The 25,946-nt window shown below is 73.0% G+C and carries 20 protein-coding genes; 11 read left to right on the top strand and 9 right to left on the bottom strand.

What is annotated here, in order from left to right:
* The first annotated feature begins 91 nt into the window (after nucleotides 1–91).
* The 4 genes from ACFV46_RS11370 (at nucleotide 92) to ACFV46_RS11355 (ending at nucleotide 4,956) form a co-directional block, all read left to right on the top strand.
* Nucleotides 92–1,048, top strand: a complete 957-nt coding sequence (locus ACFV46_RS11370) for an ArsR/SmtB family transcription factor (protein ID WP_376730209.1) — start codon at nucleotides 92–94, stop codon at nucleotides 1,046–1,048.
* A gap of 23 nt (nucleotides 1,049–1,071) precedes the next feature.
* Nucleotides 1,072–1,293 carry a hypothetical protein gene (locus tag ACFV46_RS11365; RefSeq protein WP_385497855.1) on the top strand — a complete coding sequence of 74 codons (222 nt, stop codon included), beginning with the start codon at nucleotides 1,072–1,074 and terminating at the stop codon, nucleotides 1,291–1,293.
* A gap of 132 nt (nucleotides 1,294–1,425) precedes the next feature.
* Complete coding sequence (locus ACFV46_RS11360) at nucleotides 1,426–2,373, top strand: PLP-dependent cysteine synthase family protein (RefSeq protein WP_385497854.1); 948 nt, start codon at nucleotides 1,426–1,428, stop codon at nucleotides 2,371–2,373.
* 183 nt (nucleotides 2,374–2,556) lie between these two features.
* Nucleotides 2,557–4,956 carry a beta-L-arabinofuranosidase domain-containing protein gene (locus ACFV46_RS11355; protein WP_385497853.1) on the top strand — a complete coding sequence of 800 codons (2,400 nt, stop codon included), beginning with the start codon at nucleotides 2,557–2,559 and terminating at the stop codon, nucleotides 4,954–4,956.
* A gap of 25 nt (nucleotides 4,957–4,981) precedes the next feature.
* Here the strand turns inward: ACFV46_RS11355 and ACFV46_RS11350 are convergent, their stop codons facing one another.
* Complete coding sequence (locus tag ACFV46_RS11350) at nucleotides 4,982–5,815, bottom strand: phosphotransferase enzyme family protein (RefSeq protein ID WP_385497852.1); 834 nt, start codon at nucleotides 5,813–5,815, stop codon at nucleotides 4,982–4,984.
* Nucleotides 5,816–5,983: 168 nt separating this feature from the next.
* Between ACFV46_RS11350 and ACFV46_RS11345 the strand changes: the two genes are divergently transcribed.
* Complete coding sequence (locus ACFV46_RS11345; RefSeq protein ID WP_385497851.1) at nucleotides 5,984–6,802, top strand: SAM-dependent methyltransferase; 819 nt, start codon at nucleotides 5,984–5,986, stop codon at nucleotides 6,800–6,802.
* A gap of 179 nt (nucleotides 6,803–6,981) precedes the next feature.
* On the opposite strand, the gene ACFV46_RS11340 is transcribed toward ACFV46_RS11345, so the two are convergent.
* Nucleotides 6,982–8,205 carry an MFS transporter gene (locus ACFV46_RS11340; protein ID WP_361937257.1) on the bottom strand — a complete coding sequence of 408 codons (1,224 nt, stop codon included), beginning with the start codon at nucleotides 8,203–8,205 and terminating at the stop codon, nucleotides 6,982–6,984.
* Between the two features lie 454 nt (nucleotides 8,206–8,659).
* On the opposite strand from ACFV46_RS11340, the gene ACFV46_RS11335 reads away from it, so the two are divergent.
* Nucleotides 8,660–8,884, top strand: a complete 225-nt coding sequence (locus tag ACFV46_RS11335) for a hypothetical protein (protein ID WP_361937255.1) — start codon at nucleotides 8,660–8,662, stop codon at nucleotides 8,882–8,884.
* A 100-nt stretch (nucleotides 8,885–8,984) separates the two neighbouring features.
* Here ACFV46_RS11335 and ACFV46_RS11330 read toward each other — a convergent pair whose 3' ends face one another.
* Nucleotides 8,985–9,284, bottom strand: a complete 300-nt coding sequence (locus ACFV46_RS11330) for a hypothetical protein (RefSeq protein ID WP_361937253.1) — start codon at nucleotides 9,282–9,284, stop codon at nucleotides 8,985–8,987.
* Nucleotides 9,285–9,415: 131 nt separating this feature from the next.
* On the opposite strand from ACFV46_RS11330, the gene ACFV46_RS11325 reads away from it, so the two are divergent.
* From ACFV46_RS11325 to ACFV46_RS11315, 3 genes are read left to right on the top strand one after another with little or no spacing between them, the layout of a single operon-like run.
* Nucleotides 9,416–11,485: a DUF4139 domain-containing protein gene (locus ACFV46_RS11325; RefSeq protein ID WP_385497850.1), complete on the top strand. Its 2,070-nt coding sequence runs from the start codon at nucleotides 9,416–9,418 to the stop codon at nucleotides 11,483–11,485.
* A 4-nt stretch (nucleotides 11,486–11,489) separates the two neighbouring features.
* Complete coding sequence (locus ACFV46_RS11320) at nucleotides 11,490–13,049, top strand: mucoidy inhibitor MuiA family protein (RefSeq protein ID WP_385497849.1); 1,560 nt, start codon at nucleotides 11,490–11,492, stop codon at nucleotides 13,047–13,049.
* Complete coding sequence (locus ACFV46_RS11315) at nucleotides 13,046–13,603, top strand: TlpA family protein disulfide reductase (RefSeq protein WP_385497848.1); 558 nt, start codon at nucleotides 13,046–13,048, stop codon at nucleotides 13,601–13,603. The genes ACFV46_RS11320 and ACFV46_RS11315 overlap by 4 nt, the downstream gene beginning before the upstream one ends.
* 63 nt (nucleotides 13,604–13,666) lie before the next feature.
* Here the strand turns inward: ACFV46_RS11315 and ACFV46_RS11310 are convergent, their stop codons facing one another.
* From ACFV46_RS11310 to ACFV46_RS11300, 3 genes are all read right to left on the bottom strand, one after another.
* Nucleotides 13,667–17,938: a discoidin domain-containing protein gene (locus ACFV46_RS11310; RefSeq protein WP_385497846.1), complete on the bottom strand. Its 4,272-nt coding sequence runs from the start codon at nucleotides 17,936–17,938 to the stop codon at nucleotides 13,667–13,669.
* A 370-nt stretch (nucleotides 17,939–18,308) separates the two neighbouring features.
* On the bottom strand, nucleotides 18,309–18,893 hold the full coding sequence (locus ACFV46_RS11305; RefSeq protein WP_361937303.1) for a TetR family transcriptional regulator: 585 nt from the start codon (nucleotides 18,891–18,893) through the stop codon (nucleotides 18,309–18,311).
* Complete coding sequence (locus ACFV46_RS11300; protein WP_385497845.1) at nucleotides 18,890–20,380, bottom strand: MFS transporter; 1,491 nt, start codon at nucleotides 20,378–20,380, stop codon at nucleotides 18,890–18,892. Before ACFV46_RS11300 ends, ACFV46_RS11305 begins: the two co-directional genes overlap by 4 nt.
* A 247-nt stretch (nucleotides 20,381–20,627) precedes the next feature.
* On the opposite strand from ACFV46_RS11300, the gene ACFV46_RS11295 reads away from it, so the two are divergent.
* Together ACFV46_RS11295 and ACFV46_RS11290 are read left to right on the top strand one after the other, a co-directional pair.
* Entirely contained in the window at nucleotides 20,628–21,635 is a 1,008-nt protein-coding gene (locus tag ACFV46_RS11295) for an NADP-dependent oxidoreductase (RefSeq protein ID WP_385497844.1), read from the top strand.
* A gap of 25 nt (nucleotides 21,636–21,660) precedes the next feature.
* Nucleotides 21,661–22,713 carry a zinc-binding dehydrogenase gene (locus ACFV46_RS11290; RefSeq protein ID WP_385497843.1) on the top strand — a complete coding sequence of 351 codons (1,053 nt, stop codon included), beginning with the start codon at nucleotides 21,661–21,663 and terminating at the stop codon, nucleotides 22,711–22,713.
* Between the two features lie 21 nt (nucleotides 22,714–22,734).
* Here ACFV46_RS11290 and ACFV46_RS11285 read toward each other — a convergent pair whose 3' ends face one another.
* The 3 genes from ACFV46_RS11285 to ACFV46_RS11275 form a co-directional block, all read right to left on the bottom strand.
* On the bottom strand, nucleotides 22,735–23,127 hold the full coding sequence (locus tag ACFV46_RS11285; RefSeq protein ID WP_376729982.1) for a cupin domain-containing protein: 393 nt from the start codon (nucleotides 23,125–23,127) through the stop codon (nucleotides 22,735–22,737).
* 56 nt (nucleotides 23,128–23,183) lie between these two features.
* Nucleotides 23,184–24,593 carry a glucoamylase family protein gene (locus ACFV46_RS11280; protein WP_385497842.1) on the bottom strand — a complete coding sequence of 470 codons (1,410 nt, stop codon included), beginning with the start codon at nucleotides 24,591–24,593 and terminating at the stop codon, nucleotides 23,184–23,186.
* Nucleotides 24,594–24,741: 148 nt separating this feature from the next.
* Nucleotides 24,742–25,944, bottom strand: a complete 1,203-nt coding sequence (locus ACFV46_RS11275) for a glycoside hydrolase family 1 protein (protein ID WP_385497840.1) — start codon at nucleotides 25,942–25,944, stop codon at nucleotides 24,742–24,744.
* Nucleotides 25,945–25,946 lie beyond the last annotated feature (2 nt).

The following is a 25,946-nucleotide window of genomic DNA, read 5'->3' as shown; positions in this document are numbered from 1 at the left end:
ATCCGCACCGCAGGATCGCCGTCCGCGGGCCGTACGCGCCCGTCCTTTCGGGCAGGGCCGAAACCCGGTCCGCTCCGGTAGCCTGCCCGGCGTGTTACGGATACGGTTCGGCCCTGCCGACCTCGCCCGCGTCACCGTCGCCGCGGCACCCGACGTCCTCCTGGAGACGGCCCTGAGCGTCCGTCATCTGGCCGCGCCGGGTGCGGGGCCCGCGGGCCGGCGGCGTGAACTCGCCGCCTGGCGGCGGACCGTGGCACCGGGGCTGCCCGCCCGCGCGGGCATCCTCACCCGGCTGGTCCGGCCCAGCGGCGGACTCCCGGACTTCCTGTACCAGCCGGCCGCCCGGGACGCCGGCTCCGCGGCGGAGCTGGCGGCGCGGACCCCGACGCCCGCCCTGGCCGCCGATCTCGCCGAGTTGCCCGGCGATTCCGCCTCGCCCCTGACGCGGGACCTGGCCCAGGGCACGCGCGCCGCGCGGCGGCGGCTCGCCGAGGACCTGACCCGGTATCACCGCACGACGGTCGCCCCGCTGTGGCCCGCCGTGCTGAACGCGGCCGCCGCCGACCGCGCGCTGCGTTCGGAGACGCTGCTGCGCGGCGGTGTCGAGGCGCTGCTCGCGACGCTGCAGCCGGGCTGGCGCTGGGAGCCGCCGGACCTGCTGGTGCCGTTCGCCTCCTCGCACACCGTGGAGCTGTGCGGCCGGGGGCTGCGGCTGGTGCCCTCCTACTTCGCCGCCGGCGCCCTCCTGGTGTACGACCCCGCGGCGCCGACGGTGCTCGTACGGCCGCTGCCCGTCACCGACCTCGCGATACCGCCGGGTGACGTGCTCGGCGCGCTGCTGGGACGGACCCGGGCGCAGGTGCTTGCCTCGCTGTCGACGCCGGCGGGAACCACGGCCCTGGCCGAGCGGGCGGCGGTCTCCCCCGCCACCGCCAGCGAGCACGCCACGGTGCTGCGGGCGGCGGGCCTGATCACGACCGTGCGGGACGGCAGCCGGGTGCTGCACGCGCTCACTCCGCTCGGAGAGGCCCTGCTGGCGGGCGGGTGAGCCGAAGGGCGGGGAACCGATCGGTGCCGGGCCGCGTCGTGGAGATCATGGCGGAGGGTGGCAGCACGATGGGTGACGAGCCGACGTGGGGGGAACTGGTCGGCATCTTCGTCCTGATGGCGTCCGTCCCGGTGATCGTCGGCGGGGCGTTGATCTGTTCGGTGGTGGGACTGACCGTGTGGGTCTCGTCGGCGGTACGACGGCGGCGCGCCGCCACAGGTGTGCGCGGGGGACGCCGGACCTAAGGGGTGTCTCGTCGATCATGCCGGGCTCCCGGCGCTGATCCGGCCTGATCGACAGGACACCCCCTAGCCTGGAGCCGTCCCGGCCGTCACCGGCCGGTGCGTACGACCGGTTCGGATGAGCGAGGAGCCGCCATGACCGCGTCCGTTGTCCATGCATCGTCCCTGCGCACGATCGGCGGGACGCCCCTGGTACGGCTCGGTCGTCTCGTCCCCGAGGGGGCGGCGGACGTCCTGGTGAAGGTGGAGGGCGGCAATCCCACCGGCAGCTACAAGGACCGGATGGCCCTGGCGATCGTCGAGGGGGCGGAGCGGCGCGGGGAGCTGCGGCCGGGGCAGCGTGTCGTCGAGTACACCGGTGGCAGCACGGGTTCCTCGCTCGCTTTCGTCTGCGCGGTGAAGGGCTACCCGCTCACGCTCGTGTCGTCGGACGCGTTCGCGCCCGAGAAGCTGCGCACGATGCGGGCGTTCGGCGCGGACGTGATCGTGGTGCCCGGTGAGGGCGGCCGGATCACGCCCGGGCTGTTCGTGCGGATGCGGGAGGAGGTCGAGCGGATCGTCGAGCGGGACGGGGCGTTCTGGACCGATCAGTTCCACAACACGGACGCTCTCACGGGCTATGCGGAACTCGGCCGCGAGATCCTCGGGCAGGCCGGTGCGGCGGGGATGACGGTGGACGTGTTCTGCGCGGGGGTCGGCACGGGCGGCATGTTCGCCGGTGTCTCCACGGTCCTGCGCGAGGGCGGCCTGGAGCGGGCCGTCGCGCTGGAGCCGGCGTCGTCGCCGACGCTGACCGCCGGTACGGCCGGCCCGCACCGGGTCGAGGGCATCGCCACCGGGATCGTCCCGCCGCTGCTCGCCCACGGCCCGTTCGACGAGGCCCGCACGGTCGACGAGGAGGACGCCCGCCGGCTGGCCCTCCCGCTGACCCGCCGGGAGGGCGTGTTCACCGGTACGTCCGGCGCCCTCAATGTCGCCGGCGCACTCCGCCTGGCGCGTGAGGCGGGCGCGGGGCGCACCGTCGTCACGGTCGCCCCGGACACGGGTCTGAAGTACCTCACGGGCGATCTCCTCACCGACTGAGCCGCTTCCCCGCCGCGCCCCCTCTGGACAGGTCCGCACGGGCGTGCTGTCATGCCAACGGCCGCCGTTTTCAACGTTGTAGAAGCCGTGGAGCCCCGCGCTCCGCCCTCCCCCTCCCCTCCCGTACGTGCGCGACATCGTTGTCCCCCCTCGGTCGACCCTTCCTGGAAGGCAGGTCCCCCCATGTCCCTCAGTCGACGGGCGTTGCTCGGCGCGAGCTCGTTCTCCCTCGCCGCCGCGGCTCTCGGCGTCCCCCTCACCGGGGTCGCGGCCGCGGCGCCCGCACCGTCGGCCGGGGCTCCGGTGCCCGACCGGTTCCGGCGGCTGCGGCCGGGCAGCGTCACCGCGCGCGGCTGGCTCGCCGGGCAGCTGCGGCTGCAACTCGACGGTCTGTGCGGCCGGTTCGAGTCCGGCTCCCACTTCCTGGACTTCTCGGCGACCGGCTGGGTGCACCCGGAGCGCGGTGGATGGGAGGAGGTGCCCTACTGGCTGCGGGGCTACATCCCGCTGGCCGTCGCGACGGGCGACACGGCCGCGCTGAAGCGGTCGCGGGAGTGGGTGGACGCCATCCTGGCCACGCAGGCGAGCGACGGCTTCTTCGGTCCGCGCGCCCTGCGCACCTCCCTCGACGGCGGCCCCGACTTCTGGCCGTTCCTGCCCCTGCTCCAGGCCCTGCGCAGCTACGAGGAGTACACCGGCGACGGGCGTGTGGTGCCGTTCCTCGTCCGCTTCCTGCGTTTCATGAACGCCCAGGGGCCGGGCGCGTTCGACCGGAGCTGGGTGTCGTACCGGTGGGGCGACGGGCTGGACGTCGCCGTGTGGCTCCACCGCCGTACCGGTGAGGCGTTCCTGCTCGACCTGGCGGCCACGATGCACACCCACGGCGCCGACTGGACCGGGCCCACACCGAGCCCGCACAACGTCAACATCGCCCAGGGCTTCCGCGAGCCCGCCCAGTACGCGCAGCTCACCGGCGACGCCGAACTCGTCCGGGCCACCTACCGCGCGTACGACACGGTCATGGACGAGTACGGCCGCTTCCCCGGCGGCGGTCTGGCCGGTGACGAGAACTACCGGCCCGGGTTCACCGACCCCCGGCAGGGCTTCGAGACGTGCGGGATCGTCGAGTTCATGGCCAGCCACGAGCTGCTGACCCGGATCACCGGCGATCCGGTGTGGGCGGACCGCTGCGAGGAACTGGCCTTCAACATGCTCCCCGCCTCCCTCGATCCCCAGGGAAAGGCGATCCACTACATCACCAGCGCCAACAGCGTCGACCTCGACGACCGGACCAAGACACAGGGCCAGTTCCAGAACGGCTTCGCCATGCAGGCGTTCCAGGCCGGCGTCGACCAGTACCGCTGCTGCCCCCACAACTACGGCATGGGCTGGCCGTACTTCACCGAGGAACTGTGGCTGGGCACACCCGACGGGGGACTCGCCGCCGCGATGTACGCGCCCAGTTCGGTGCGCACCCAGGTCGCGGGCGGCACGGCGGTGACCGTCACCGAGGCCACCGACTACCCCTTCGGGGACACCGTCACCTTCACGGTGTCCACGCCCCGCCCCGTCCGGTTCCCGCTCGTGCTGCGTGTCCCCGGCTGGTGCGACGGCCCGGAACTACGGGTGAACGGCGCCGCGTTCGCTGCGTCGGACGGCCCGTCCTGGGCACGGGTGGAGCGCACCTGGCGTGACGGCGACACCGTGCGGGTCCGGTTCCCCCAGCAGGCCAGGCTGCGGACCTGGGAGGGTCAGCACGGCGCGGTCAGTGTGGAGAGAGGCCCGCTCACCTACTCGCTGGCCATCGGGGAACGCTACGAACGCATCGGCGGCACCGACACGTTCCCCGCCCACGCGGTCCACGCGACCACGCCGTGGAACTACGGGCTGGTGCCGGACACCCCGCTCACCGTCGCCCGCACGAGGCCCGGTGTACCCGCGCAGCCGTTCACCCCGGAGGCGGCCCCGCTGCGGATCACGGCACAGGCGCGGCGCGTCGCCGAGTGGATCGCGGACGACGAACACGTGGTCGCGCCGCTCCAGGACGGCCCGGCCCGCAGCACCGCCGCCGTGGAGACCGTCACGCTCATCCCCTCGGGCGCGGCCCGGCTGCGGATCACCTCCTTCCCCACGGCGGCCCCGGACGGCAGGCCGTGGACACCGGAGCCGCCCTTCCGCCGGCTGCAGAACAAGCACAGCGGCAAGGTGCTCGCCGTGGACGGGATGTCCCTGGAGAACAGCGCCCGTGTCGTGCAGTTCGCCGACACGGGGACCGCCGACCACGCCTGGCAGCTCGTGGGCCGGGGCGACGGCTGGTTCCTGATCCGCAACGGCCACAGCGGCAAGGTCCTCGGCGTCGACGGCATGTCGACGCAGAACAGTGCCCGTGTCGTGCAGTTCGAGGACAACGGCACGGACGACCATCTGTGGCGGATGATCGACGCCGGCGACGGCTGGAGCCGGGTGCTGAACAAGCACAGTGGCAAGGTGCTCGGGGTGGACGGCATGTCCACGGCGGACAGCGCGCAGGTCGTCCAGTTCGACGACAACGGCACGGACGACCACCTGTGGCGCTTCCTGTGACGTCCGTGCCGGCGCCGTCCGCGTCCTACCCGTCGCTCGTCGCCGTCCGGATCCGTTCCAGCCACTCGGCGGCCAGCGCCCGTCCGCCGGGGAGCCGGTCGTCCCGGTCCCAGCGCCAGGCGGTGATCATCGCCAGGACGAGGGTCCGGCACTGCTCCAGCAGCGTGCGGTCGGCGCCCGCGTAGTGCCCGGCGACCTCGTCGGGCGCGTGGGCGAGGTCGAACTCGACGGGGCCTCGGCAGCACGTCTCCAGGTCGATGAACCGCACCCCGCGGTCCGTGGAGAGCACGTTCCCGGGGTGGGGTTCGCCGTGCAGCAGCTGTTCGGCCCCGCCGTGTTCGCGGATGGCGGCGCCGAGCGTGCGCAGCGTGTCCGCGAGCAGGGCGCGGTCGGCGTCCGCGAGGTCCGGGGTGCGGGCGTGGTCCGCCATGAGGCGCTCGGCCTGTGCGACCCGGTCGGTGAAGTGCGGTGCGGGCACGTCGAGTGCGCGCATCCCGGTGTGCAGCCGGGTGAGGGCGGCCGCGTACGCCCCGGGCGGCGGCTCCGCGGGGGTGACCGGCGCGTAGTAGGTCCACAGCGTGATGACGAAGCCGTCCCGCTCGTACGGGCGTGGCTCGACGCGGGGGTCCAGGGCCGCCACCGGGCATCCGGCCCCGGTGAGCCGCCGCGCCAGTTCGATCTCGAACCGTGCCACCTGGTCCGTCACGGGTGCCACCCGGGCCAGGGTGTCGCAGGGCAGCAGGCGCAGGGTGAGCTTGTTGGAGTCGTTCAGGACGACCGCGTCGGCGGCGGGCAGGCCGAGCGAGGAGACGACCGACAGGGCGGCGGCCGTCGCGCGTGACGCCTGGGTCCCGTCCATCGTCGCTCCGCCTCTCCGCAGGGCACGGTCACGCCCGGCGGGCGCACCCTACCAAGGCCCCCGGCGCATCCCGGCACGCCCCGCTCACCGATGCGGTCACGTCCCCCAACTCGGGCCGGTAGGTTGCTCCTTGCCGGTTGAACGGGCCAGATCTGGGAGGGACTTCGCGTGACCGAGATTTCCGCTGCGTCGAGGGAGGCGCGCAAGCGCGTCAAGACGGACCAGCCGCACACGGCCCGCATCTGGAACTACTGGCTGGGCGGCAAGGACAACTACGAGGTCGACCAGGCGGCCGGTGACCAGATCCGCGGCCTGCACCCGGGCATCGGCGACTACGCCCTGGCCGACCGCAAGTTCCTCGGACGCGCCGTGCGGTACCTCGCCGGCGAGTGCGGCATACGCCAGTTCCTGGACATCGGCACGGGCCTGCCGACGGCCGACAACACGCACGAGGTGGCCCAGCGCCTCGCGCCGGAGTCCCGCATCGTGTACGTCGACAACGACCCCATCGTGCTGGCGCACGCGGAGGCGCTGCTGACCAGTACGCCCGAGGGGCACACCGCCTACCTGGACGAGGACCTGCGCAACGTCGACGCGATCCTGGAGCAGGCGGAGCGGACGCTCGACCTCGACCAGCCGGTGGCGCTGATGCTGCTGGGCGTCGTCATCTTCATCGAGCACGACGAGGAGGCGGCCGGTATCGTGCGCCGGCTGATGGACCGGCTGCCGTCCGGCAGTCACCTCGTGCTGTCGCACACGGTCACGCACCCGGACATGCCGGACGTCGACGCCGCCGTGGCCTTCTGGAACGAGCACGGCACCCCGAAGCTGACGCAGCGCACCCCGGAGGGTGTCGCCCGCTTCTTCGACGGTCTGGAGCTGCTGGAGCCGGGTGTCGTCTCGTGCAACCGGTGGCGGCCGGACGAGAGCCTGGCCGGGCTGCCGGAGGACGTGGCGATGTTCGGCGGTGTGGGGCGCAAGCCCTGACGCGTCCGGCCCGAAGCCGGTCGTGCTCCGGGCACACGACGGGGCGGCCAGTCATCGCTGCTGTGCCGCCCCGTAGTGCGTCCCTGCTCCACCCGCCGATCGAGTGCCCCGGCGCATCCCCCCTACACCTGTCGATCGGATCGATTTTCCGAGCCGGATCCTCCAGGTCCCCGTTCTCGTCAGGACTGGGGGGTGGGCGCCGCCTCGGGCCGGGCGTCGGCCGTGGACGACGTGATCACCTCGGAGCCCGCCGAGCCCCCGTCGCGACGGTCCATGACGCCGCCCGCGACGGCCAGGCCGAGGCCGGCGACGGCCAGGGCGGCGCCCACCAGGCTCGGCGAGGCCCAGCCCCAGCCCGCCGAGATGGCGAGGCCGCCCAGCCAGGCGCCACCGGCGTTGGCCAGGTTGAACGCGGAGTGGTTGGACGCCGCCGCCATGGTCGGGGCGTTCTTGGCCTTCGCCATGAGCAGCATCTGGACGGGCGTCGTGATGAGGGACCCCATCGCGCCGATGAACGTGATCGTGATCAGTGCGCCGACCGTGCTGTGGACGGCGAAGTAGAACACCACCAGCCCGGCGGCGAGCAGGGCCAGCCCGCCGTACAGGGTCGGTCGCAGAGCGCGGTCGGTGAGCGGTCCCGCGACCAGCGTGCCGAGCGTCATGCCGACGCCGTACAGGGCGAGGACCAGGGTGGTCGAGGAGTCGGAGAGGCCGGTCAGGTTCGTCAGCATCGGCACGAGATAGCTGTAGACGGCGAAGAAGCCGCCGAAGCCGATCACCGCGGTGGCCAGGCCGATGGCGACCTGCCGGTTGCCCATGGCCCGCAGCTCGTGGCGGATGCCGGACTGCCGGCCGCGCGGCTGGTGCGGGACGAACAGGGCGAGCGCCACCAGCGCCAGGACCCCGATGACGGCCACGGCCCCGTAGGCGGCCCGCCACCCGAGCTGCTGCCCGAGCGCGGTGCCGGCCGGGACACCGACGATGTTGGCGACCGTCAGGCCGAGGAACATCTTGGACACGGCCCGGGCGGCCCGGTCCGGGGCGACCAGCCGGGAGGCGACGACCGCGCCGACGCCGAACAGCGCGCCGTGCGGCAGTCCCGCCAGGAAGCGGGCGGCGAAGAGCAGACCGAAGTCCGGGGCGAACGCCGAGGCGACGTTCCCGACCACGAACAGGCCGGACAGCCACAGCAGCAGCCGCTTGTGGGGGACGCGGGCACCGATGCCGGTCAGCAGCGGAGCGCCCACCACGACGCCGAGCGCGTAGGCCGAGACGACGTTGCCCGCCTGGGGCACGGACACCCCGATCCCGTCGGCGATCTGGGGCAGCAGCCCCATGGTGGCGAACTCGGTGGTGCCGATGCCGAAGGCGACGACAGCCAGGGCCAGCAGAGCCAGAGGCATGGTGCGGGAGAACCTTTCGAAGACGGTGGTCCGGGACGGAGAAGGAGCCGAGAGGCCGAGGTCACGGGGATTTCTCGACCGGCCGCGTCGAGCACCATTGCCCAGCGCACCGCCCCACACAGGGCAGGCCCATCAACACGGGAGCAATCATGGACCGGCCCGCATTCCTGGATCGAGCCACACAGTGACGTGATCTATGTCATGTCATGACGTGCGGCCGGCCACCCGGAGCCACGCCACGCTTGACCCACTGTGATCGTTCCGTCACTTTCCAGCGTGTCCCGCAGGGGGAGCACGCGCCTTCGTCACCCGGAAGGACCGCCCTCTCGACGGGCGGTCAAACTCCGTGCGTGGGGCAGCGGTTGGACGGATCGGAGCGCCACCCGGAATGCCGGCTCACCCGCTCGGATGCTCCCGGCGCGCAGAAGATCGTCTCGCTGTGCATGGTGAGTTCATGAACACCACACCTCGCCTGAAGAAGGCCATCTCCCGCATGCCCCGCACGCTCGCCGTGACCACCGCCGTCGGCATCGCCTGCGCCGCCGGCCTGGCCACCGCCGCTCCCGCCATGGCGGCGCCCGCCACGCACGCCGCCGTGAAGGCCGCCCCGGCCGGTGGCGACGGCGAGCACTTCCAGTGCGGCAACGGCCTGCTGCCGATCCTCAACTTCTGCAACTGACCCACCGCTCGACCCGACCAAGCACCACAGCCTCCCCCGTGGCGGTCAGGCATCAAGGCGAAGTCCTTGTGCCTGACCGCCCCGACGCGCGCGGCCGGGCTCAGACGCGTGCGTGACGGGCCGGGACGGACGCCCGTACGGCGACGGCGCGGCGCTTCTCGCCGGCCGCCGCCCGCTCGGTGCCGAGGCGGCGCAGCCACCAACTGGACAGCCCCAGCAGGCCGGTGAAGACCACGAGGAGCAGCACGGACGTCCACATGGACCGGCTGCCGGGTGACGACCACGCCGTCACGGTGCTCGACGACGCCCACAGCAGGACGCCTCCGGCGTACAGGGTGCGCACACGGCGCAACTGCCGGACTATCGACGAGGTGTCACGGGACTCGCTCTGGGCTGCCATGCGCGCCGTGTACCCCTCTCCGCCCCGTACGCACCTGTCATCTCACGCGATCACTGTCGCCATCACCGTCGAGCCCGGTCCGGCCTGCGCGTAGGCTGCCGTCGGCAGGACCACGACGGGGGCGGGGTGGGATGAAGTCCGAGGTCGCACAGACACAGGGGTGGGCGTCGACACTCGACGCGGTGGTGGTGTACGCCCAGGGCGCGCTCTGCACACGCGTCGCCCGGGGCACCGTACCGGCGGACGGCCGGGTGCGGGTGACGGGACTGCCGCGGTCGCTGGACCCGGGCTCCCTGCGCGCCAAGGCGGTCGGCGGGGGCGGTGTCCGCGTCACCGAGGTGCGCGTCGAGGTGGAGGCCGAACCGGCCGCCACCGAGGACACCGGTTCTCTGCGGCATGAGATGGAGCGGCTGCGGGACGCGCACGCGGCGGCCCGGGCACGGCGCGACCGGCAGGCGAACCTCATCGGGGAGACGGCCGCGCTCCGCCCGGTGCCGCCGGGCCGCGAGCCCGGGGACCCGCCGCGTGTCACGCCCGCCGACGCCTGGCTGCGGCTCGCCGCGTTCGTCGACGGGCGGCTGCGTGCGCAGCAGCTCCGGCTGACCGAGCTGGAGGAGGAGCTGCGCCGGGCCGAGCACGAACTCGCCGTGGCGACGGACCGGTGGGCGCGGGCGTCCACCGACGCGCCGTCCGACGACATCGCGACGAGCGTCGTCGCCGTCGTGACGCTCGACGGCGTGGACGCCGGGGCGGCAGGGGTGGAGGTCGAGCTGGAGTACGGCGTGCCGGGTGCCGTCTGGGTCCCGGCGTACCGGCTCACGCACCGCCGAGGCGAGGACGGCGGCACTCTCGTGCTGCGGGCCTCGGTCGCGCAGCGCACGGGCGAGGACTGGACGGGTGTCCGGCTCGCGCTGGCCACCGCGGATCTGCGCCGACGCACCGATCTGCCGAGATTGCGCTCCCTGCGGCTGGGGCGGCGTCAGCCCGCTCCCGCGCCGTCCGGCTGGCGGGAGCCCCCGGCGGGGCTCGCCGACCTCTTCTCCGGGTACGACGCGGCGGGGCCGCGCCCCGTCCCCGTACGGGCCGCTCCGGGTCCCGTCCCGCCGCCGCCCCCGATGCCGCCGGGTCACGGCGCGGCCCCCGTCGCGCCTCCCGCGCCGGGCGGGCCCGCCGCCCCCGGGGCCGCTCCCTTCCAGGCCGCACCGCCGCCCCCGCCACCGGCCGCGCCGCAGGCGTACGGCATGCCGCCGGCCGCCTTCGCGGGTGCCCCGGCCGCCTTCGACGCCGCCCCGCGGGGCGCGGCACCGGCCATGCGGTCGCGGCGCGCCGCCCCCGTGCCCCCGCCGCCGCCCGCCGTCACCGCGCCGCCTCAGCCGCGCGGGGCCGAGCTCGACTACGCCGCGCTCGTGCTGTCCGGTGCCGACGAGCCCGGTGACCGCCGGGGCCGGCTGTTCCCCGGTCCGTCGTACGACGCGCGGGCTGAGGAGTCGCGGCGTCAGGCCGAGGCGGTGGCCGCGCTGCCGCTGCCCGGGCACGCCGTGCGGCCCCGGGCGTCCGCGGGCTCCTTCGACCACCGCTACGACGCGGTCGCCCGCGCCGACATCCCCTCCGACGGTGTCTGGCACACCGTCACCGTGACCGAGATCCCGGTGGGGCTGCGCACGGAGTACGTGTGCGTGCCCTCCGTGGAGCAGACGGTGTACGCCACGGTCGTCCTCTCCAACGCGACCGACCAGGCCCTGCTGGCCGGACCGGTGGAGGTCATGAGCGGCGACGACTTCCTGACCACCGCCGCGCTGCCGACCCTCGCCCCGGGCGGCGTCCGCCGGATGGGGCTGGGGCCGGCCGAGGGCGTCCGCGTCACCCGCCGCACCCAGTTGCACGAGTCGACGGCGGGACTGCGCAACAACACGACCGTGCTCGCCCACCGCGTCCACGTCGAGCTGGCCAACCGGCTCGACCACGCCGTCACCGTCGAGGTCCACGAACAGGTCCCGGTCACCTCCGAACCGGACGTGCGCATCGACGAACAGGCCGACTGGACGGCACCCGAGCAGGACGGCGCCCCCGACCGGTACACGCCCGGCACCCGTGTCTGGCGCGTGGACCTGCCCGCCGGCGGCGGCACCGCCCTCGACGGTGGCTACGACATCCGCGTCCCGGCCGCCAAGGCCCTGGTCGGCGGCAACCGGAGGAGCTGACACCATGACCACGGACACCCGGCCGATCCCGCTGCCCGTCACCGCCGTCACCTGCCTGGAGGACCGCGCCCACATCGAGCGCACCGCCGACCTCGACGTCGGCGCCGGCGTCCAGCGGCTGCGCCTCGGCCCGGTCAGCGCGCTCGCGGTCGACCGCACCCTCCACGCCGAGGTGACGGGCGACCCCGGCGCGACCGTCCTCGACGTACGGATCGTGCGGACCTGGACGCCGCGCGGACCGCTGCCCTCCCCGGACGACTCGGCGCTGCGCACCCGCGTCCGCGCCCTGGAGGAGGAGCAGCGGGCCCTCGGACACACCTGCGACCGGCTGCGCACCCGGCTCGACCTCCTCGGCCGGCTCGCCGCCGACCTCCTGCGGGACATCGCGGAGGGCGCGGGCAGCGGCGAGACCGACGAGGACCGCTGGACCCGTGAACTGGACCGGGCCGACGGCGAACGCGACACCTGCGCGGAGGAACTGCGGGCAGTCGAGGCCCGGTCGGCCGCCCTCGCGGGCGAACTGGCGCAGGCGCGGCAGGCTCTGACCCTCGCCGAGGAACAGCCCGCGGAACTGGTCGGCCATGTCGAGCTGACCCTGCGGTCCGAGGCCGCCGGGCGGCTCCGCCTGCGGCTGACCCACCTCACCTCGTGCGCGCTGTGGCGGCCCGCCTACCGTGCCGTCCTCGACGGCGACTCGGTGACGCTGGAGACCGACGCGATGGTCTGGCAGCGCACCGGCGAGGACTGGGCGGACGTACGCCTGACCCTGTCCACGGCCCGCTCCGCGCTCACCACCGATCCACCGCGCCTCACGGAGGACCGGCTCACGCTCACGGACCGCACGGCGCAGGAGCGCCGCACGGTCGAGGTGGAGCTGCGCGAGGAGGAGATCGCGGAGATCGGCCCGTCGACGGTCGTCGGCCTGCCCGGCGTCGACGACGGCGGGCGGACGCGGGTGCTGCACTCCCCCGCGCCCGTGTCCGTCCCCGCGGACGGCCGGGCGCACCGGGTGCCCATCACCACGGTGACGACGGCCGCGCGCACTCAGTACTCCTCGTCGCCGGAACTGTCGCCGCTGGTCACCCAGGTGGTGCGGTTCGACAACACGTCCGGGCACGCGCTGCTGGCCGGGCCCGTGGACCTGGTCCGCGGCAGCGGTTTCACGGGGCGCGGCACACTGGAGTTCACCGCGCCGGGCGCCCCGGTCGAGCTGGCCTTCGGCAGCCACGACGACTACCGGGTGATCCGGCACTCCGAGGAGTCCCGCGACACGGCGGCACTGACGCAGCGCACGCTGATCACCCGCACGGTCCGCCTGCACGTGTCCCGCTTCTCGGCACCCGGCGCCCGGGGTGAGCAGATCGTCGCCGTACGGGAGCGGATCCCGGTCTCCGAGGTGTCCGCGGTGGACGTACGCCTGCGCAAGGAGGCGTGCGACCCGGAACCGGACGCGGTCGACGCGGACGGCATAGCGCGCTGGGACCTGCCCCTGCCCCCGGGCGGGCACCGCACGGTCACCCTGGTGTACGAGGTCTCCGCGAGCGGCAGGGTGGCAGGGCTGTGAGACACCGGATACCCCTCCTGGCCGCCGCCTCCCTGCTCGCCGCGGGGTGCTCGGGCGGGGACGCGGGCGGTGGCTTCACACTGGGCGAGGACGGCATCGCGACCGTGGCGAAGGAGGACAGGGACCTCGCGCCGGACCTGTCCGGCCGGACCCTGCACGGCGAACCGCTCTCCGTCCGTTCCTTCCGGGGCGACGTCGTCGTGCTGAACGTGTGGGGGTCCTGGTGCACGCCCTGCCGCGAGGAGGCCGTGCACTTCGAGAAGGTCCACGAGGACCTCGGGGCGCGAGGTGTGCGGTTCGTCGGCATCAACGTCGGCGATCCGCGCGCCGGTCATGCCCGGGCCTTCGAGAAGGAGTTCGGCGTGACGTACCCGAGTCTGCACGACCCGAGCAGCAAGCTGTTGCTCCGTTTCGACAAGGGCACGCTGAGCCCGCAGACGATCCCGTCGACGCTGGTGCTGGACCGGGACGGCAGGATCGCCGCCCGCTCGCTCGCCGCGCTCGGGGAGCGGGGGCTGCGCTCGATGATCGAGCCCGTGCTCTCGGAGCGCTGATCTCTCACGACCGGGCGGGGCCGCCCCGGTGAGGGCGGCCCCGCTCGGTCGGGCGTCGTCGGGTCACTCCACGATGACCCTGAAGGTGCTGGTCGTGTTGCGGATGTCCTGCGCGTTGCCGTTCATCCGCAGGTTGCGGAAGACGGCTTCGCCGACGGCCGGGCCCTGGCCGGGTTCCGGCATCTCGTTGGCCCAGATGCCGAAGCCGGACTTGGCGTCGAACGCGTCGCCGCTCTTCTTGGAGTCGGTGATGGAGATGTCGGTGAAGATGGTGTCCTTCACCGGGAACTGCGGTTGCCCGTTGACGTAGTTGGTCTGGAACATCACGCCTCCGTAGGTGGAGTCGCTGATGTCCACGTCGTTGACCCGGATGCCCTGGAAGACCTTCGAGGCGGAGAACGCCCAGATGGCGGGGAAGACCTGCGAGCCCCAGAAGTGGCCGCCGGTGCGTTCCAGGGAGACGTTCTCGATCGTGGTGGGCTCGGTGCCGAAGCCGTTCATCGGGTAGCCGAAGTCCAGCGAGGAGATCGTGATGCCGGAGTAGACCAGGGTGTCGGCGACGCGGATGTTGCGGAAGGTGTTGTCGTAGCCGCCGTAGACGGCGATGCCGGCCGCCCGCCAGGTCAGGGTGGACGTCAGGTTCTCGTAGAGGTTGTTCTTCTCGTCGGCGCCGCCGGCGTCGATGGCCGAGAAGAGGGCGAAGCTGTCGTCGCCGGTGGCGCGGGCGTCGTTGTTGACGACGTGGTTGTCCGTCGAGCCGTTCGTCATGTTGACGCCGTCGGCGAACAGGTCGCGGATGCGGGAGTTCTTGATGGTCATGCGGTCGGTGTTGGCGCCCCAGTACAGGCACACCATGTGCTCGACCCAGATGTCGTCGATGGTGATGTCGGAGACGTTGGAGAAGTCGAAGACCTTGCCCGGCCCGTCGATCCGGGACGTGTAGTTGCCGAAGTAGGCGAACCCGGCGAACGTGGACCCCTTCGCACTGGCCTCGGCGCGGAAGCCGACGTCGGTGTTCTCCTGCGAGGAGGGGGCGTGGAAGCGGGTGAACCACGGCCCGGCGCCGACGACCTTCACGGCCTTGCCGTACACCTGGAACTTGCTGGACGTCTCGTAGTCACCGGCGGGCAGGTAGACACCGACGAGCTTGCCGGTGGTGTCCATGCGGACCTTGTCGAGGGCGTTCTGCACGTCCTGGTGGGAGAAGCCGGCCGGTTCCGTGTAGGAGGCCGGGTCGGGGTTGGCCTTCGCCGTCGCCTGTTCGGTGTTGACGAAGTCGATGGCGTACGTGGAGGAGTTGGCAGCGTCCTTCTGCAGCCTGATCCGGGAGCCGGCCGGCACGGTCTTCCCGAGCTGGACGTTCGCCTCGTCGTAGATGTGACGGGGGGCGCCGGAGCCGGGTGAGTTGCCGGGCGCGGTCTCGTTGCCGTAGAGCCAGGCGTACTTGGCGGTGAGGTCGATGGGCTTGAGGAACTGGCCGTCGACGTAGACGTTGAGGGTGGTGTTCGTTCCGTCCGGGATGGAGAAGCGGGTCACCAGGGTGTTGGTGGCGGCCCGGGTGGTCCACTCGACGTACTGCCCGGTGCCGGTGAGGGTGACGGCCTTGCGGCCGCTGGCCTCGCCCGCGATGTCGCCGACGGTGCGGTTGGGTCCGACGACCTTGGCTCCGCCGCCGACGGTGCCGTCCTCGGCCTCGTACATGTCGTACGGCATGTCGGCGCCCCGGCCGACGAACAGCGGGTGGGTGGTGGTGTTGTTGGCGCGCTTGACGGGCAGCTCGTTGGCGTCGTCGGCGATCACCGTCTTCACGGTGTACTTCCCGTTGGCCGCCGTCCAGGTGCCGAGGCTGACGGGTGCGGTGGTCTGGCCTGCCGCGATGGCCCCGGTGTAGGAGGCGGTGAGCGTCTTGACGGTGGCGCCCTTGGCGTCCTGGACGGTCAGGGTGATGCCGTGGGCACCGGACGCGGAGGCCACCGATCCCTGGTTCTTCAGGGCGACGGTGAACTTGACGTCGTCCCCGGCCGAGGCGCTGGTGGGTGTCCAGGCGACGGGGGCGGCGAGCAGGTCGGAGCTGGCGACGGGCTTGACGACGAGGGCGTCGGGACGGGTGTAGGTGTTGTTCGCCTCGCTCTGCTCGATGACCTTCTGGGACGGGTCCACCTCGGCGCCGACGGGGTAGCTGCCCGCGTCGCGGGTGCCGATGCTCGCCGTGACGGTTTTGGACTCGCCGGCCGCGAGGGCCGGGACGTCGGCTGTGGCCGCCTTGGTGCCGCCGAGGGTGAAGTCGAGGTCGGTGGCCTTGGCCGCCCTGGTGCCACTGTTGGTGACGGTCGCGGTGAGGCCGATGGTGTCCGACTCGACGGGGGCCGCGGGGGTGTGGGTGATGCCGGTGACCTTGAGGTCGGGGTTGGCGGCCGGGGTGCCGATGACCTGGAGTTCGGCGACCTGGGCGCCCGGCGCCCCGGAGTTGGCGGTGAACCGGAGCCGGATGTCGGCGGCGGATCCGGTGACCGGGATGGTCACGCTGTTCCCGGTCGCCGGGTCGAACCTGTACTCCTTGGCGGCGGCCAGGGTCTCGAAGGTGGTCGCGTCCTGGTCGCGGCCGAGCACCTGGATGTTCTGGGTGCGGGTGGACCAGGCGGGGTCCGGGTTGAGCTTGACGACGATCCGGTCGAGGTCGGCGTTGGCGCCGAGCTTCGTGGTGAGGGTGGCCGGGTAGGCGCCGCTGCCGCTCTCCCAATAGGTGCCGATCTGCCCGTCGTTGGCGTTGGCGGCGACGTAGGTGAAGACGGACGAGGACGCCTCGACGGGCTTGCCCTGGGCGAGGTCGGAGCCGGCCGTGGTGCCGGGACGGGTGACGCTGTTGCTGGCCGCGGACACGTTTCCGGCGGCGTCCCTGGCCTTCACGTGGTAGGTGACGGTGGCCCCGGCGGACGGGGTGTCGGTGTACGACGTCACGTCACCCGCCACCGACTTGAGGAGCTGGTTGTCGCCGTAGACGTCGTATCCGGTGACCTTGACGTTGTCGCTGGACGCCTGCCAGGTCAGCTTCACGTCGCCGCCGGACTGCGTGTAGGCGAGGTTCGACGGAGCGGTGGGCGCCTGGGTGTCACCGCCGGATCCCTTGCGGGTGACGCTGTCGCTGTTCGCGGAGACGTTGCCGGCGGCGTCCCTCGCGCGGACGAAGTAGGTGACGTCGCTGCCGGCCGGCTGGGTGTCGGTGTAGGTCAGGACGTTCCCGGCGACGCTCGCCCGCAGCTGCCCGTCGGCGTAGACGTCGTAGCCGGTGACGGCCGTGTCGTCGCTCGCGGCGTTCCAGGTGAGCCGTATCCGGCCGGTGGCGGGCTCGGTGTAGGCCAGGTTCGTGGGCGCGGTGGGCGCCTGGGTGTCGCCCGTGGCGGGGCCGTACACCTCCAGCTCGGACACCTGTCCCGCGGGCCAGCCGGTGTTGGCGGTGATCAGGACGCGGACGTACCGGGTCGTGGTCGGGTCGAAGGAGAGCGTCGCGGACTGGTCGTTGCCGCTGTCGAAGGTGTACGCCTTGGAGGCGGTCAGGTCGGTGAAGTTCTGGTTGTCGGTCGAGCCCTGGAGCTTGAGGGTCTGGCTGCGACTCGGCCAGCCGGCGGGCAGCCGGAGCGTCACCTCGTTCACCTTGACGGATGAGCCGAGGTCGACCTGGAGCCACTGCGGGAAGGCGTTGTTCCTGCTCTCCCAGTAGGTGGCCCGGTTGCCGTCACCGGCGTTCGCGGCACCGTAGACGTCCGCGTGCCCGCTCTCGGTGAACGGCTTGCCCTGTGCCAGGTTGGGGGTGGCGGCGGCCGTCGTGAGGACCTGCATCTCGGCGAGCTGGGCGGTGCCGGCGACCGAGTTGGCGCTGAAGTGCGCCCGGACGTACCGGGCCAGGGTGGCCGGGACGGTGATCCGCACGGTGTTGTCGTTGCCGGGGCTGAAGACGTAGGGCGCCGACGGCTTGAGCGTGGCGAACGTCTTCCCGTCGGCGCTGCCCTGGAGGGCCAGTGTCTGCTTGCGGGTCTCCCAGTGTTCGGGAAGGCGCAGCACGACCTGCCGGACGCGCTTGCTGCGTCCGAGGTCGGTCTGGACCCACTGGGCGGACTTCTTCGCGGCCTGCCAGTAGGTGTCGGTGTCGCCGTCGGTGACGGCGGCCGCCGTGTGGGCGCGCCGGGCGCTGCCCGCCGTGGCCGGGGCGGTCGCGGCGGCGTCAGGACCGCCGGCCGCGTGGGCGCCCACGGCGGGCAGGCCCAGCACCGCGACGGCACACGCGAGCAGGGCGAGGGCCGTGCGCCGTTGCGGGGATCTCGGCTTGTGTCGAGTCATGCGGGGTCACTTCCTGGGGAGGCTCGCACGCCGGGGGCGGCGAGGGCGGCTCGTTCGGGGAGGACCGGCCCGGTAGGGGCAGGATTTTGCATTGATTCATCGAAATATTGCAGAGCAATGTGACCCGGTCTACAGTCGCGACAGCACAAATTTCACCAGAACCGCTCAGCGCGGGGCGCGCGAGGCACAGAGACACGGCAACCCAGGAGGGGGCGACCCTCAACACGCGTCCCCACGGCAGTCGTTCGCGCGCATCACCCTTCCCGGGGAGCACCGAGCCGCATGTCATTCACTTACGCACCGGGAGCGCAAGTGAACGCAAAGACGCGCAACTTTTTGCGCGAAGCTGTGGTGAGGGCCGCAGTCGCTTTCAGGGCGTGAGGTGCGCCTGCACGGCCGGTGCGTACCGGTCGACCAGCTCGTCGACCGCGGTCGCGCGCACTTCGGTGCCGCGGGCGATGCCGTACATCACGCCGAGGCCCAGGAGGGTGGCGACGGTCAGTTCGGCCCGCAGACCGGCGTCGGGGCCGTCGAGGCGCGCGGTGATGCGTTCGGTGACCTGGCGGCGGAAGTTGGCGCGCAGGATGTCGCCCTGCTCGCCGTGCAGCGGCGCGAAGACGATCCGCAGGAGCGGGTCGGCGCCCTGCTCGGACTGGCTGACCAGCACATGCCGGACCATATGGGCGCCGAGGCGTTCCAGCGGCGCGGCCAGCAGCGCCTCGGCGTCGGCCTCGAAGGACATGACCTGGGCGAACAGGCTGTCCTTGTTGCCGAAGTACTTGAGGATCAGCGGCGGGCTGACGCCGGCGCGGTCGGCGACGGCCTTGAGGGTGATGTCGGCGTGCGCGTGCCGGGCCAGCAGATACCGGGCGGCCCGGAGGATGGCCGCCTTGGTCGAGGCGGCGTCCCTGCGGGCCGGTGTGGGCGTGACGGGTGGAGTGCTCACGGCACTCATGCTCCCTCCAGCGCCTCGTCCCGCGCGCCCCGGGTGCCGCCCTCGGCCGCGGGCCGGACGCCGTCGGCGCCGCCGGACGGTTCGGCCGGGATGCACCAGGCGGCGACGGCGGCCACCACGGCGACGACGCCCGCCATCACGAACGCCAGCTGGTACCCGTGCAGGGTCGGCACCGGCACGCCCGCGACGGGACGGGTGTGGTGCACGAGGATCGCCGCCACGGCCGCGCTCGAACCGGCCTGGCCGACCGTGCGCATCAGCACGTTGACGCCGTTGGCGGAGGCCGTCTGCTCGGCGGGGACGGCCCGCAGGATGAGCGTGGGCAGCGCCGAGTACGCGAGGGTGGTGCCGACGGCGACCACGGTGGCCCCGGTGATGATCATCCACAGGTCGCGGCTGTCGGCGATGCGGACGACGTACCCGGCCGCGATGACCAGGGCGCCGAGGGCGAGCGTGACCCGGGGGCCGCGCGCGGCGGAGATCCGGGCGGAGACGGGTGACAGCAGCAGCATGACGATGCCGCCGGGCAGCAGGCACAGGCCGGTGGCGACGATGGACAGCCCCAGTCCGTACCCGGTGGCCTCGGGAGCCTGCACCAGCTGGGCCGTCACCAGGGTGTTGGCGTAGAACGCGAACCCGGCGAGCAGCGCCGCCACATGCGACAGGCCGACCCTCGGCCGGGCCACCAGCCGCAGGTCGACGAGCGGTTCCCGGGAGCGCAGTTGCTGCGCGCACCACAGGCCGAGGACGACGACGGCCCCGGCGAACAGGCCGGCGACCCGTCCGCTCCCCCAGCCCCACTGCCCGCCCTGCGAGACGCCGAGGAGCAGGCACACCAGGCCGACGGCGAGGCCCAGCGCGCCCGCGACGTCGAAGCGGCCCGGCTGCCGGACCGGCGACTCCCGCACCGCCCACCGGACCAGCGTGACACCGGCGGCGCCGAGGGCGCTGGTCACCCAGAACATGGTGTGCCAGTTCGCGTACTGCACGATCAGCGCCGCCAGCGGCAGCCCGAGGGCGGCGCCGATGCCCACGGTGGAGCTCATGAGCGCGACGGCCGATCCGCGGCGCTCGGGCGGCAGTTCGTCGCGCAGGATGCTGATGGAGAGCGGGACGACCGCGGCGGCCGCGCCGGACAGGGTGCGGGCGGCGATCAGGACACCGATGTCGGAGGACAGGGCGCACAGCACCGAGCCGAGCGTCATCAGGGTGAGGGCCGCCATGAGGACCCGCCGCTTGCCGTACATGTCGCCGGCCCGGCCGAGCACGGGGGTGAGGACGGCACCGGACAGCAGGGTGGCCGTGACCATCCAGGAGACCGCGCCGGGCGAGGCGCCGGTCAGGGCGGGCAGGTCGGGCAGCAGGGGGACGACCACCGTCTGCATGAGGGCCATGAGGATGCCGCCGTAGGCGAGCACCGGCACGGTGAGCCGGTTCTTGAGGCCGCTCCCGTGGAGCGGCTCGGTTATCGCGGCGGGCTGGTCCATCGGCACGTCACTCCAGCGGGGAGCGCCTGGTGAGGCGGCAGGTGAATGGCCATTCACCTTACCGGGTGAATGGCCATTCACCAAGGCCGGAGATGTCCGTGACCCGCTTCCCGCCGGGCGCCCCCTTGCTCCGGGCCTCCGGCGCCCGTACGCTCACCGGCCATACCGACTGGACGGTAGGTCCCGGCGAGAGGGCCGCCGTCCCCCGGTGGAACCGCTTCGCCGACCCTCCAGGGAGCCGCCGCTCATGTCCGGAACCAATCACCAGGTACGTCTGGCCGCGCGTCCCGTGGGCGAGCCCCGGCCCACCGACTGGGAGCACACGCGGGAGCCGGTCGGCGAGCCCGGCGACGGGGAGTTCCTGGTCCAGGTGCTCTACCTGTCGATCGACCCGGCGATGCGCGGCTGGATGAACGCGGGCCGGTCCTACATCCGCCCGGTGGAGATCGGCGAGGTCATGCGCGCGGGCGCGATCGGCCGCGTGATCGCCTCCCGCCACCCCGGCTTCGCCGTGGGCGACCATGTGTCGGGCTCGTTCGGCGTGCAGGAGTACTGCGTGTCGGACGGGCGCGGGGTGACGACGGTCGACCCGGAGGCGGCGCCGCTGCCGACGTACCTCGGCGCCCTCGGCATGTCGGGCCTGACCGCCTACTTCGGCCTGGTGGACATCGGGCGCCCCGAGCCCGGTCAGACGGTGGTCGTCTCCGGTGCGGCGGGAGCGGTCGGCAGCGTCGCCGGTCAGGTCGCCAAGGCGCTGGGCTGCCGGGTCGTCGGCATCGCGGGCGGCGAGGAGAAGTGCCGGCTGGTGGTGGACGAGTTCGGCTTCGACGCCGCGATCGACTACCGAGGCGAGGACATCCGCAAGGCGCTGCGCACGCACGCGCCGGACGGTGTCGACGTCTACTTCGACAACGTCGGCGGCGACGTCCTGGACGCCGTCCTGCCCCGGCTGGCGCGCGGCGCCCGGGTCATCGTCTGCGGGGCCGTCTCCCAGTACAACAGCACCGAGCCGAAGGGCCCGGCCAACTACCTCTCGTTGCTGGTCAACCGGGCCACGATGACGGGGATGGTGGTCTTCGACTACGCCGACCGGTACGCCGAGGGCGTCGCGCGGTTGGCGCAGTGGCGGACCGAGGGGCGGCTCACGTCGCTGGAGGACGTGGCCACCGGGGGTGTGGCGGCCTTCCCCGACACCCTGATGCGCCTGTTCCGCGGTGAGAACCGCGGCAAGCTCGTCCTGAAGATCGCGGACTGAGCGGCCGGGCGGGAAGGGGAACGCGATGAAGGCGCTGAGTTTCCACGGCCGGCACGACATCCGCTACGGCGATGTCCCGGACCCGGCCGTCACCTCCCCCACCGACGCGGTCGTCGAGGTGACCACGGCCGGTATCTGCGGCAGCGACCTGCACATCTACTCCGGGCAGCCGTTCGGTCCCGACCTCGGCTACACACCGGGACACGAGTGCGTCGGCGTGGTGGCCGACACCGGGGGCGAGGTCGCCGGCTTCCGGCCGGGCGACCGGGTGCTGGTGCCCGCCTCGGCCGGCTGCACCCGGTGCCGTACATGCGCCGCCGGGTTCACCGCCCGCTGCGAAACCGCGAAGTCGAGCCTGGACCTCTGCTACGGCGTGAGCCCCCGGCTCCCCGGCAGCCAGGCCCGGTTCCTGCGGGTCCCGCACGCCGACATCAACCTGGTGCGCCTGCCCGAGGGCATCTCCGACGAGGCGGCCGTCGTGCTCACGGACAACGCCCCCACCGCCTGGTACGGGTGCCGTCGTGCCCGTATCCAGCCCGGTGAGACCGTTCTGGTCGTGGGTCTGGGCCCGGTCGGGCTGATGGCCGCGCAGTCCGCCTTCGCGATGGGGGCGGCGCGGGTGCTCGGCGCGGACCTGGTGCCGGAGCGCCGCGCCTTCGCCGCCTCCTTCGGCGTCGAGCCGGTGGAGGGCGACGACCCCAAGGCCGCCGTCCGCGAGCTGACCGGCGGCCGGGGACCGGACGCGGTGGTGGAGGCCGTGGGCTCGGACGCCACCATCGAACTGGCCCTCAAGGCGGTACGGCCGGCGGGCCGGGTCAGCGTCATCGGGGTCAGCCACAGCAAGGCGTTCCCGTTCCACATGGGGCTGGCGCAGATCAAGGAACTCGAGTTCCACATCGGGCTCTGCTCGATCCACTACGAACTGCCGCCCCTCATCGCCATGACCCGGAGCGGCGGCCTCACCCCCGAGGCCGTGGTCTCCCACCGCTTCCCCCTCTCGGAGGGCCCGGCGGCCTACGCCCTGTTCGCCGACCGGTCGGACGGGGTCCGCAAGATCCTCCTGGACCCCACGGCCTGACCGGCGACGGGGATCGCCTGATCAGGTCGCGCGGGAGCGGATGGTCATGCCGGGGCGGCGGCGGTGGACCGTCACGTACGACAGGCCCCGCTCCCCCGCGGCCAGGGCGCGGCGGCTGCCGCGGGGCAGCCACAGCAGGGCGCCGGCGGTCAGGGGTTCGTCGCCGCCCGGTCCGGTGACGGTTCCGTCGCCGGTGACGACGAGGAGCAGGACGTCGAGGTCGGGTTCGACGTGGGTGTCGACCCGGCGGCCCGGCGGCAGATGGACGACGTTGGCGTCCAGCTGCCGCCCCGGCTCGGTGAGTTTCCACAGGACCCCGGCCGACGCGGGCGCGTCGGTGAGGGCCGTGACGTCGCAGAGGAGCCGCGCGAGCGGCTCCTCCTCCGGGCCGGTCGCTCCACCAGGGTCGCCCACGAGCCGTTCCTTCCGATCAGGTGCTGCGGGCGATCATACGGAAGCGGCGGGACCGCTCAGATCGAGAACCGCTCCTTGCGCAGCAGGGGCCGCACCCGGCTCGCGAACCCGCCCGTGCGGAACGGGGCCTGGAGCAGACCCGGGCGCAGCCGCTGGGCCAGCGCGGCGATGATCATGCCCTGGTCGAGCGCGAGGACGAAGTCGCTGACCCGTCCGGTGGTGACGTCGACCGAGTCGCGGAAACCGTAGCGGTCGTCGTAGGCGCCGAACGCGCGGTCCAGGCCCTCGAGGTTGGCGACGGCCTGGGTGGGCGCCTGTTCGAGAGCGAGGAAGGCGGCGTGCGGGGTGACGACGCCGAGCGAGTGGTAGCCGTCCTCCTGCATGCCGATCGCGTCGACGCCGTACTCGCGGTAGCCGCCCTCGGGGACGGAGGCCGGGGAGAAGCCCCAGTAGCCGTAGCCCTGTTCCGCCAGGCCGTGCTCGATCTGGGCGCGGACGTACCGCTGGTGCGTCAGGCCCCAGGAGCGCGGCGACCACGCGGACTCGGGCACGAAGAGGGGGACCATCAGCGCCTCGAACATCGAGCCGCCCCAGGTGGGGACGACGTCCAGCCCTCGGTAGGTGTAGTGCCCCTCCCACACCCGCACGCCGTCGATGTCGGTGTACGCACCGCTCGGCTCCTGCTCCTGGCCCGCGCCGGGGAGCAGGGTGCGGAACAGGTGCCAGTAGTGGTCGGACGGCAGCGAGCCGTCCGCGATGCCCAGGTAACTGGCCATGCGGGGCTCGGTGTTGAGCGCCCCGTAGTGGTGGCCGGTGGGCTCGCCCCTGCCGGGCTTGTCCGGCCAGTAGCCGCCGCGCAGCTGGCCCGGTCCGGCGACGGGGTCCGCCGGGTCGTACGGGGTGTAGTAGTACGACCAGTCCGCGTCGGCGAGGAGAGCGCCGACGCGGGTGCGCAGGGCGGGGTCGGCGTGGGCGGCGATGCGCAGTCCGGTGACCAGCCACGCGTTGTCGACCGTGGACAGGAAGGGCCGGACCGGGTCGCCGGTCTCGGGCCAGGCGGTCAGCAGGGAGCCGTCGTGGGCGTCGTACCAGTTGAACCAGAACCCGTGGGCGCGTTCCAGGCGTTCGACGGCGCTCAGGGCGCGGTCCAGACGGCGGTGCATGGTCGACTCGGAGATGAGGCCGAGTCCGGCGGCGGCGACCGTGGACCACAGTCCGCAGCCGATGTTGGTCGGCGAGGTCTGCGCGGAGGGGACGGGGGCGCCGGTTCCGCTGACGTCGATCTTGTCGGTGGCCAGGCCGAGTTCGGTCGTCATGGCCTCCATCGAGCGGTAGGTCGCGGCGAACCACTGCTTCAGCCGTCGCTGGTCCGGGGCGGCGGGCGCGGCGTGGGCGGTGAGCGGGGCGGCGCAGGTGAGGGCCGCGGCGGTGCCGGCGGCGGAGGTGATGAAGCGGCGGCGGTTCATCGGTCTGGCTCCCTGGGGTGAGGGGACGGACGGTGCGGTGCCGGGGGGTGCGGAGCTGAGGCGGGGCCGGCCGGTGTCAGGGCCGGCCGGCCCGCGCCTGTTCGGGGGCGGCCGTGGGCGGACATGCGTCCCACGGCCGGACGGCGCTTCAGCCGCCGATGCGGGGCAGCGTGCGCTCGCGGCCGAGGCCGCCCAGCCAGACGGCCGACGGCTTGGCCGTGCGCGCGAAGGTGACGGGGTCCACGGCGATGAGCCCGAAGGTCGGCCGGTAGGACCCCCACTCGTAGTTGTCGAGGGCGCTCCACGCCAGGTAGCCGCGGACGTTGAGGCCGTCGTCGAGGCAGGCGGCGACCGCGTCGAGGGCGCCGGTGTAGTAGTCGACCCGTCGGCTGTCGTCGGCGGTGGCGATGCCGTTCTCGGTGACGATCAGCGGTGTGTCGTCGCCGAGGACGGCGGCGGTGTGCCGCAGGGCGTGGCCGACGGCGGTCGGGTAGTACTCCCACTGTGTGAGGGTGCGTTCGGCGTCCTCGGGCGCGGGGATCGGGCCGTCGGCGCCGATCCTGGTGCGGGTGTAGGACTGGACGCCGATCCAGTCGTCGCCGCGGGCCGCCTCGATGAAGACGTCCTCGCGCGGGTGACGGTAGTCCGCGGTGACCTGCTCGGCGCCGGGGAGGGCCTGGTACACCTGGTTCGCGATGGTCCAGCCGACCTCGATGCCGGGGTGCCGGTCGCGCAGCGTCTTCACGGCCGCGTGGTGCGCGGCGATGATCGCGTGCGTGGTCTCCTCGTCGGGCGTGGGCAGCCCGGCGGGCGGGAAGCCCTGGTCACCGGCCTTCTTCGCACCGGCCATCACGGCGATCATGTTGGGCTCGTTGATCGTGCAGACGTACGGCACCCCGTCGGCGATGATCGGCGCGCAGTGCTCGACGTAGCGGGCGAACAGGTCGGCGGCGCCGTCCGCCGTCCAGCCGCCGCGGTCCTCGAACCACTGCGGGACGGTGAAGTGGTGCAGGGTCACCATGGGGCGCAGGCCCCGGGCGATCGCGCCCTCGACCATCCGGCGGTAGTGGGCGATCTCGGCCCGGGAGAAGATGCCGGGGACCGGCTCGATACGGGACCACTCGACGCCGAAGCGGTAGTCGGTGAAGCCGAGTCCGGCGAGGAGGTCCATGTCCTCGTCCCAGCGGTGGTAGCTGTCGCAGGCGTCGAGGCTGGGCTCCTCGATGCCGGCGGCGGGGTCGTGCTCCTTGCGCCACCAGTCGCTGTTGACGTTGTTCCCCTCGATCTGGTGGCCGGCGGTGGAGGCCCCCCACAGGAAGCCGTCGGGGAAGGGGGTGGTGCGGTGCGTCATCG

It is taken from the genome of Streptomyces sp. NPDC059852, assembly GCF_042731455.1.
Lineage (GTDB): Bacteria > Actinomycetota > Actinomycetes > Streptomycetales > Streptomycetaceae > Streptomyces.
This window is presented reverse-complemented; position numbering and strand designations above follow the sequence as displayed.

Coding starts and splice junctions, on each gene's coding strand:
- ACFV46_RS11330 (WP_361937253.1), bottom strand. CDS start 9,284: ATGGCAGCCCAGAGCGAGTCCCGTGACACCTCGTCGATAGTCCGGCAG.
- ACFV46_RS11355 (WP_385497853.1), top strand. CDS start 2,557: ATGTCCCTCAGTCGACGGGCGTTGCTCGGCGCGAGCTCGTTCTCCCTC.
- ACFV46_RS11310 (WP_385497846.1), bottom strand. CDS start 17,938: ATGACTCGACACAAGCCGAGATCCCCGCAACGGCGCACGGCCCTCGCC.
- ACFV46_RS11320 (WP_385497849.1), top strand. CDS start 11,490: ATGACCACGGACACCCGGCCGATCCCGCTGCCCGTCACCGCCGTCACC.
- ACFV46_RS11305 (WP_361937303.1), bottom strand. CDS start 18,893: ATGAGTGCCGTGAGCACTCCACCCGTCACGCCCACACCGGCCCGCAGG.
- ACFV46_RS11300 (WP_385497845.1), bottom strand. CDS start 20,380: ATGGACCAGCCCGCCGCGATAACCGAGCCGCTCCACGGGAGCGGCCTC.
- ACFV46_RS11350 (WP_385497852.1), bottom strand. CDS start 5,815: ATGGACGGGACCCAGGCGTCACGCGCGACGGCCGCCGCCCTGTCGGTC.
- ACFV46_RS11335 (WP_361937255.1), top strand. CDS start 8,660: ATGAACACCACACCTCGCCTGAAGAAGGCCATCTCCCGCATGCCCCGC.
- ACFV46_RS11325 (WP_385497850.1), top strand. CDS start 9,416: ATGAAGTCCGAGGTCGCACAGACACAGGGGTGGGCGTCGACACTCGAC.
- ACFV46_RS11290 (WP_385497843.1), top strand. CDS start 21,661: ATGAAGGCGCTGAGTTTCCACGGCCGGCACGACATCCGCTACGGCGAT.
- ACFV46_RS11275 (WP_385497840.1), bottom strand. CDS start 25,944: ATGACGCACCGCACCACCCCCTTCCCCGACGGCTTCCTGTGGGGGGCC.
- ACFV46_RS11340 (WP_361937257.1), bottom strand. CDS start 8,205: ATGCCTCTGGCTCTGCTGGCCCTGGCTGTCGTCGCCTTCGGCATCGGC.
- ACFV46_RS11360 (WP_385497854.1), top strand. CDS start 1,426: ATGACCGCGTCCGTTGTCCATGCATCGTCCCTGCGCACGATCGGCGGG.
- ACFV46_RS11280 (WP_385497842.1), bottom strand. CDS start 24,593: ATGAACCGCCGCCGCTTCATCACCTCCGCCGCCGGCACCGCCGCGGCC.
- ACFV46_RS11295 (WP_385497844.1), top strand. CDS start 20,628: ATGTCCGGAACCAATCACCAGGTACGTCTGGCCGCGCGTCCCGTGGGC.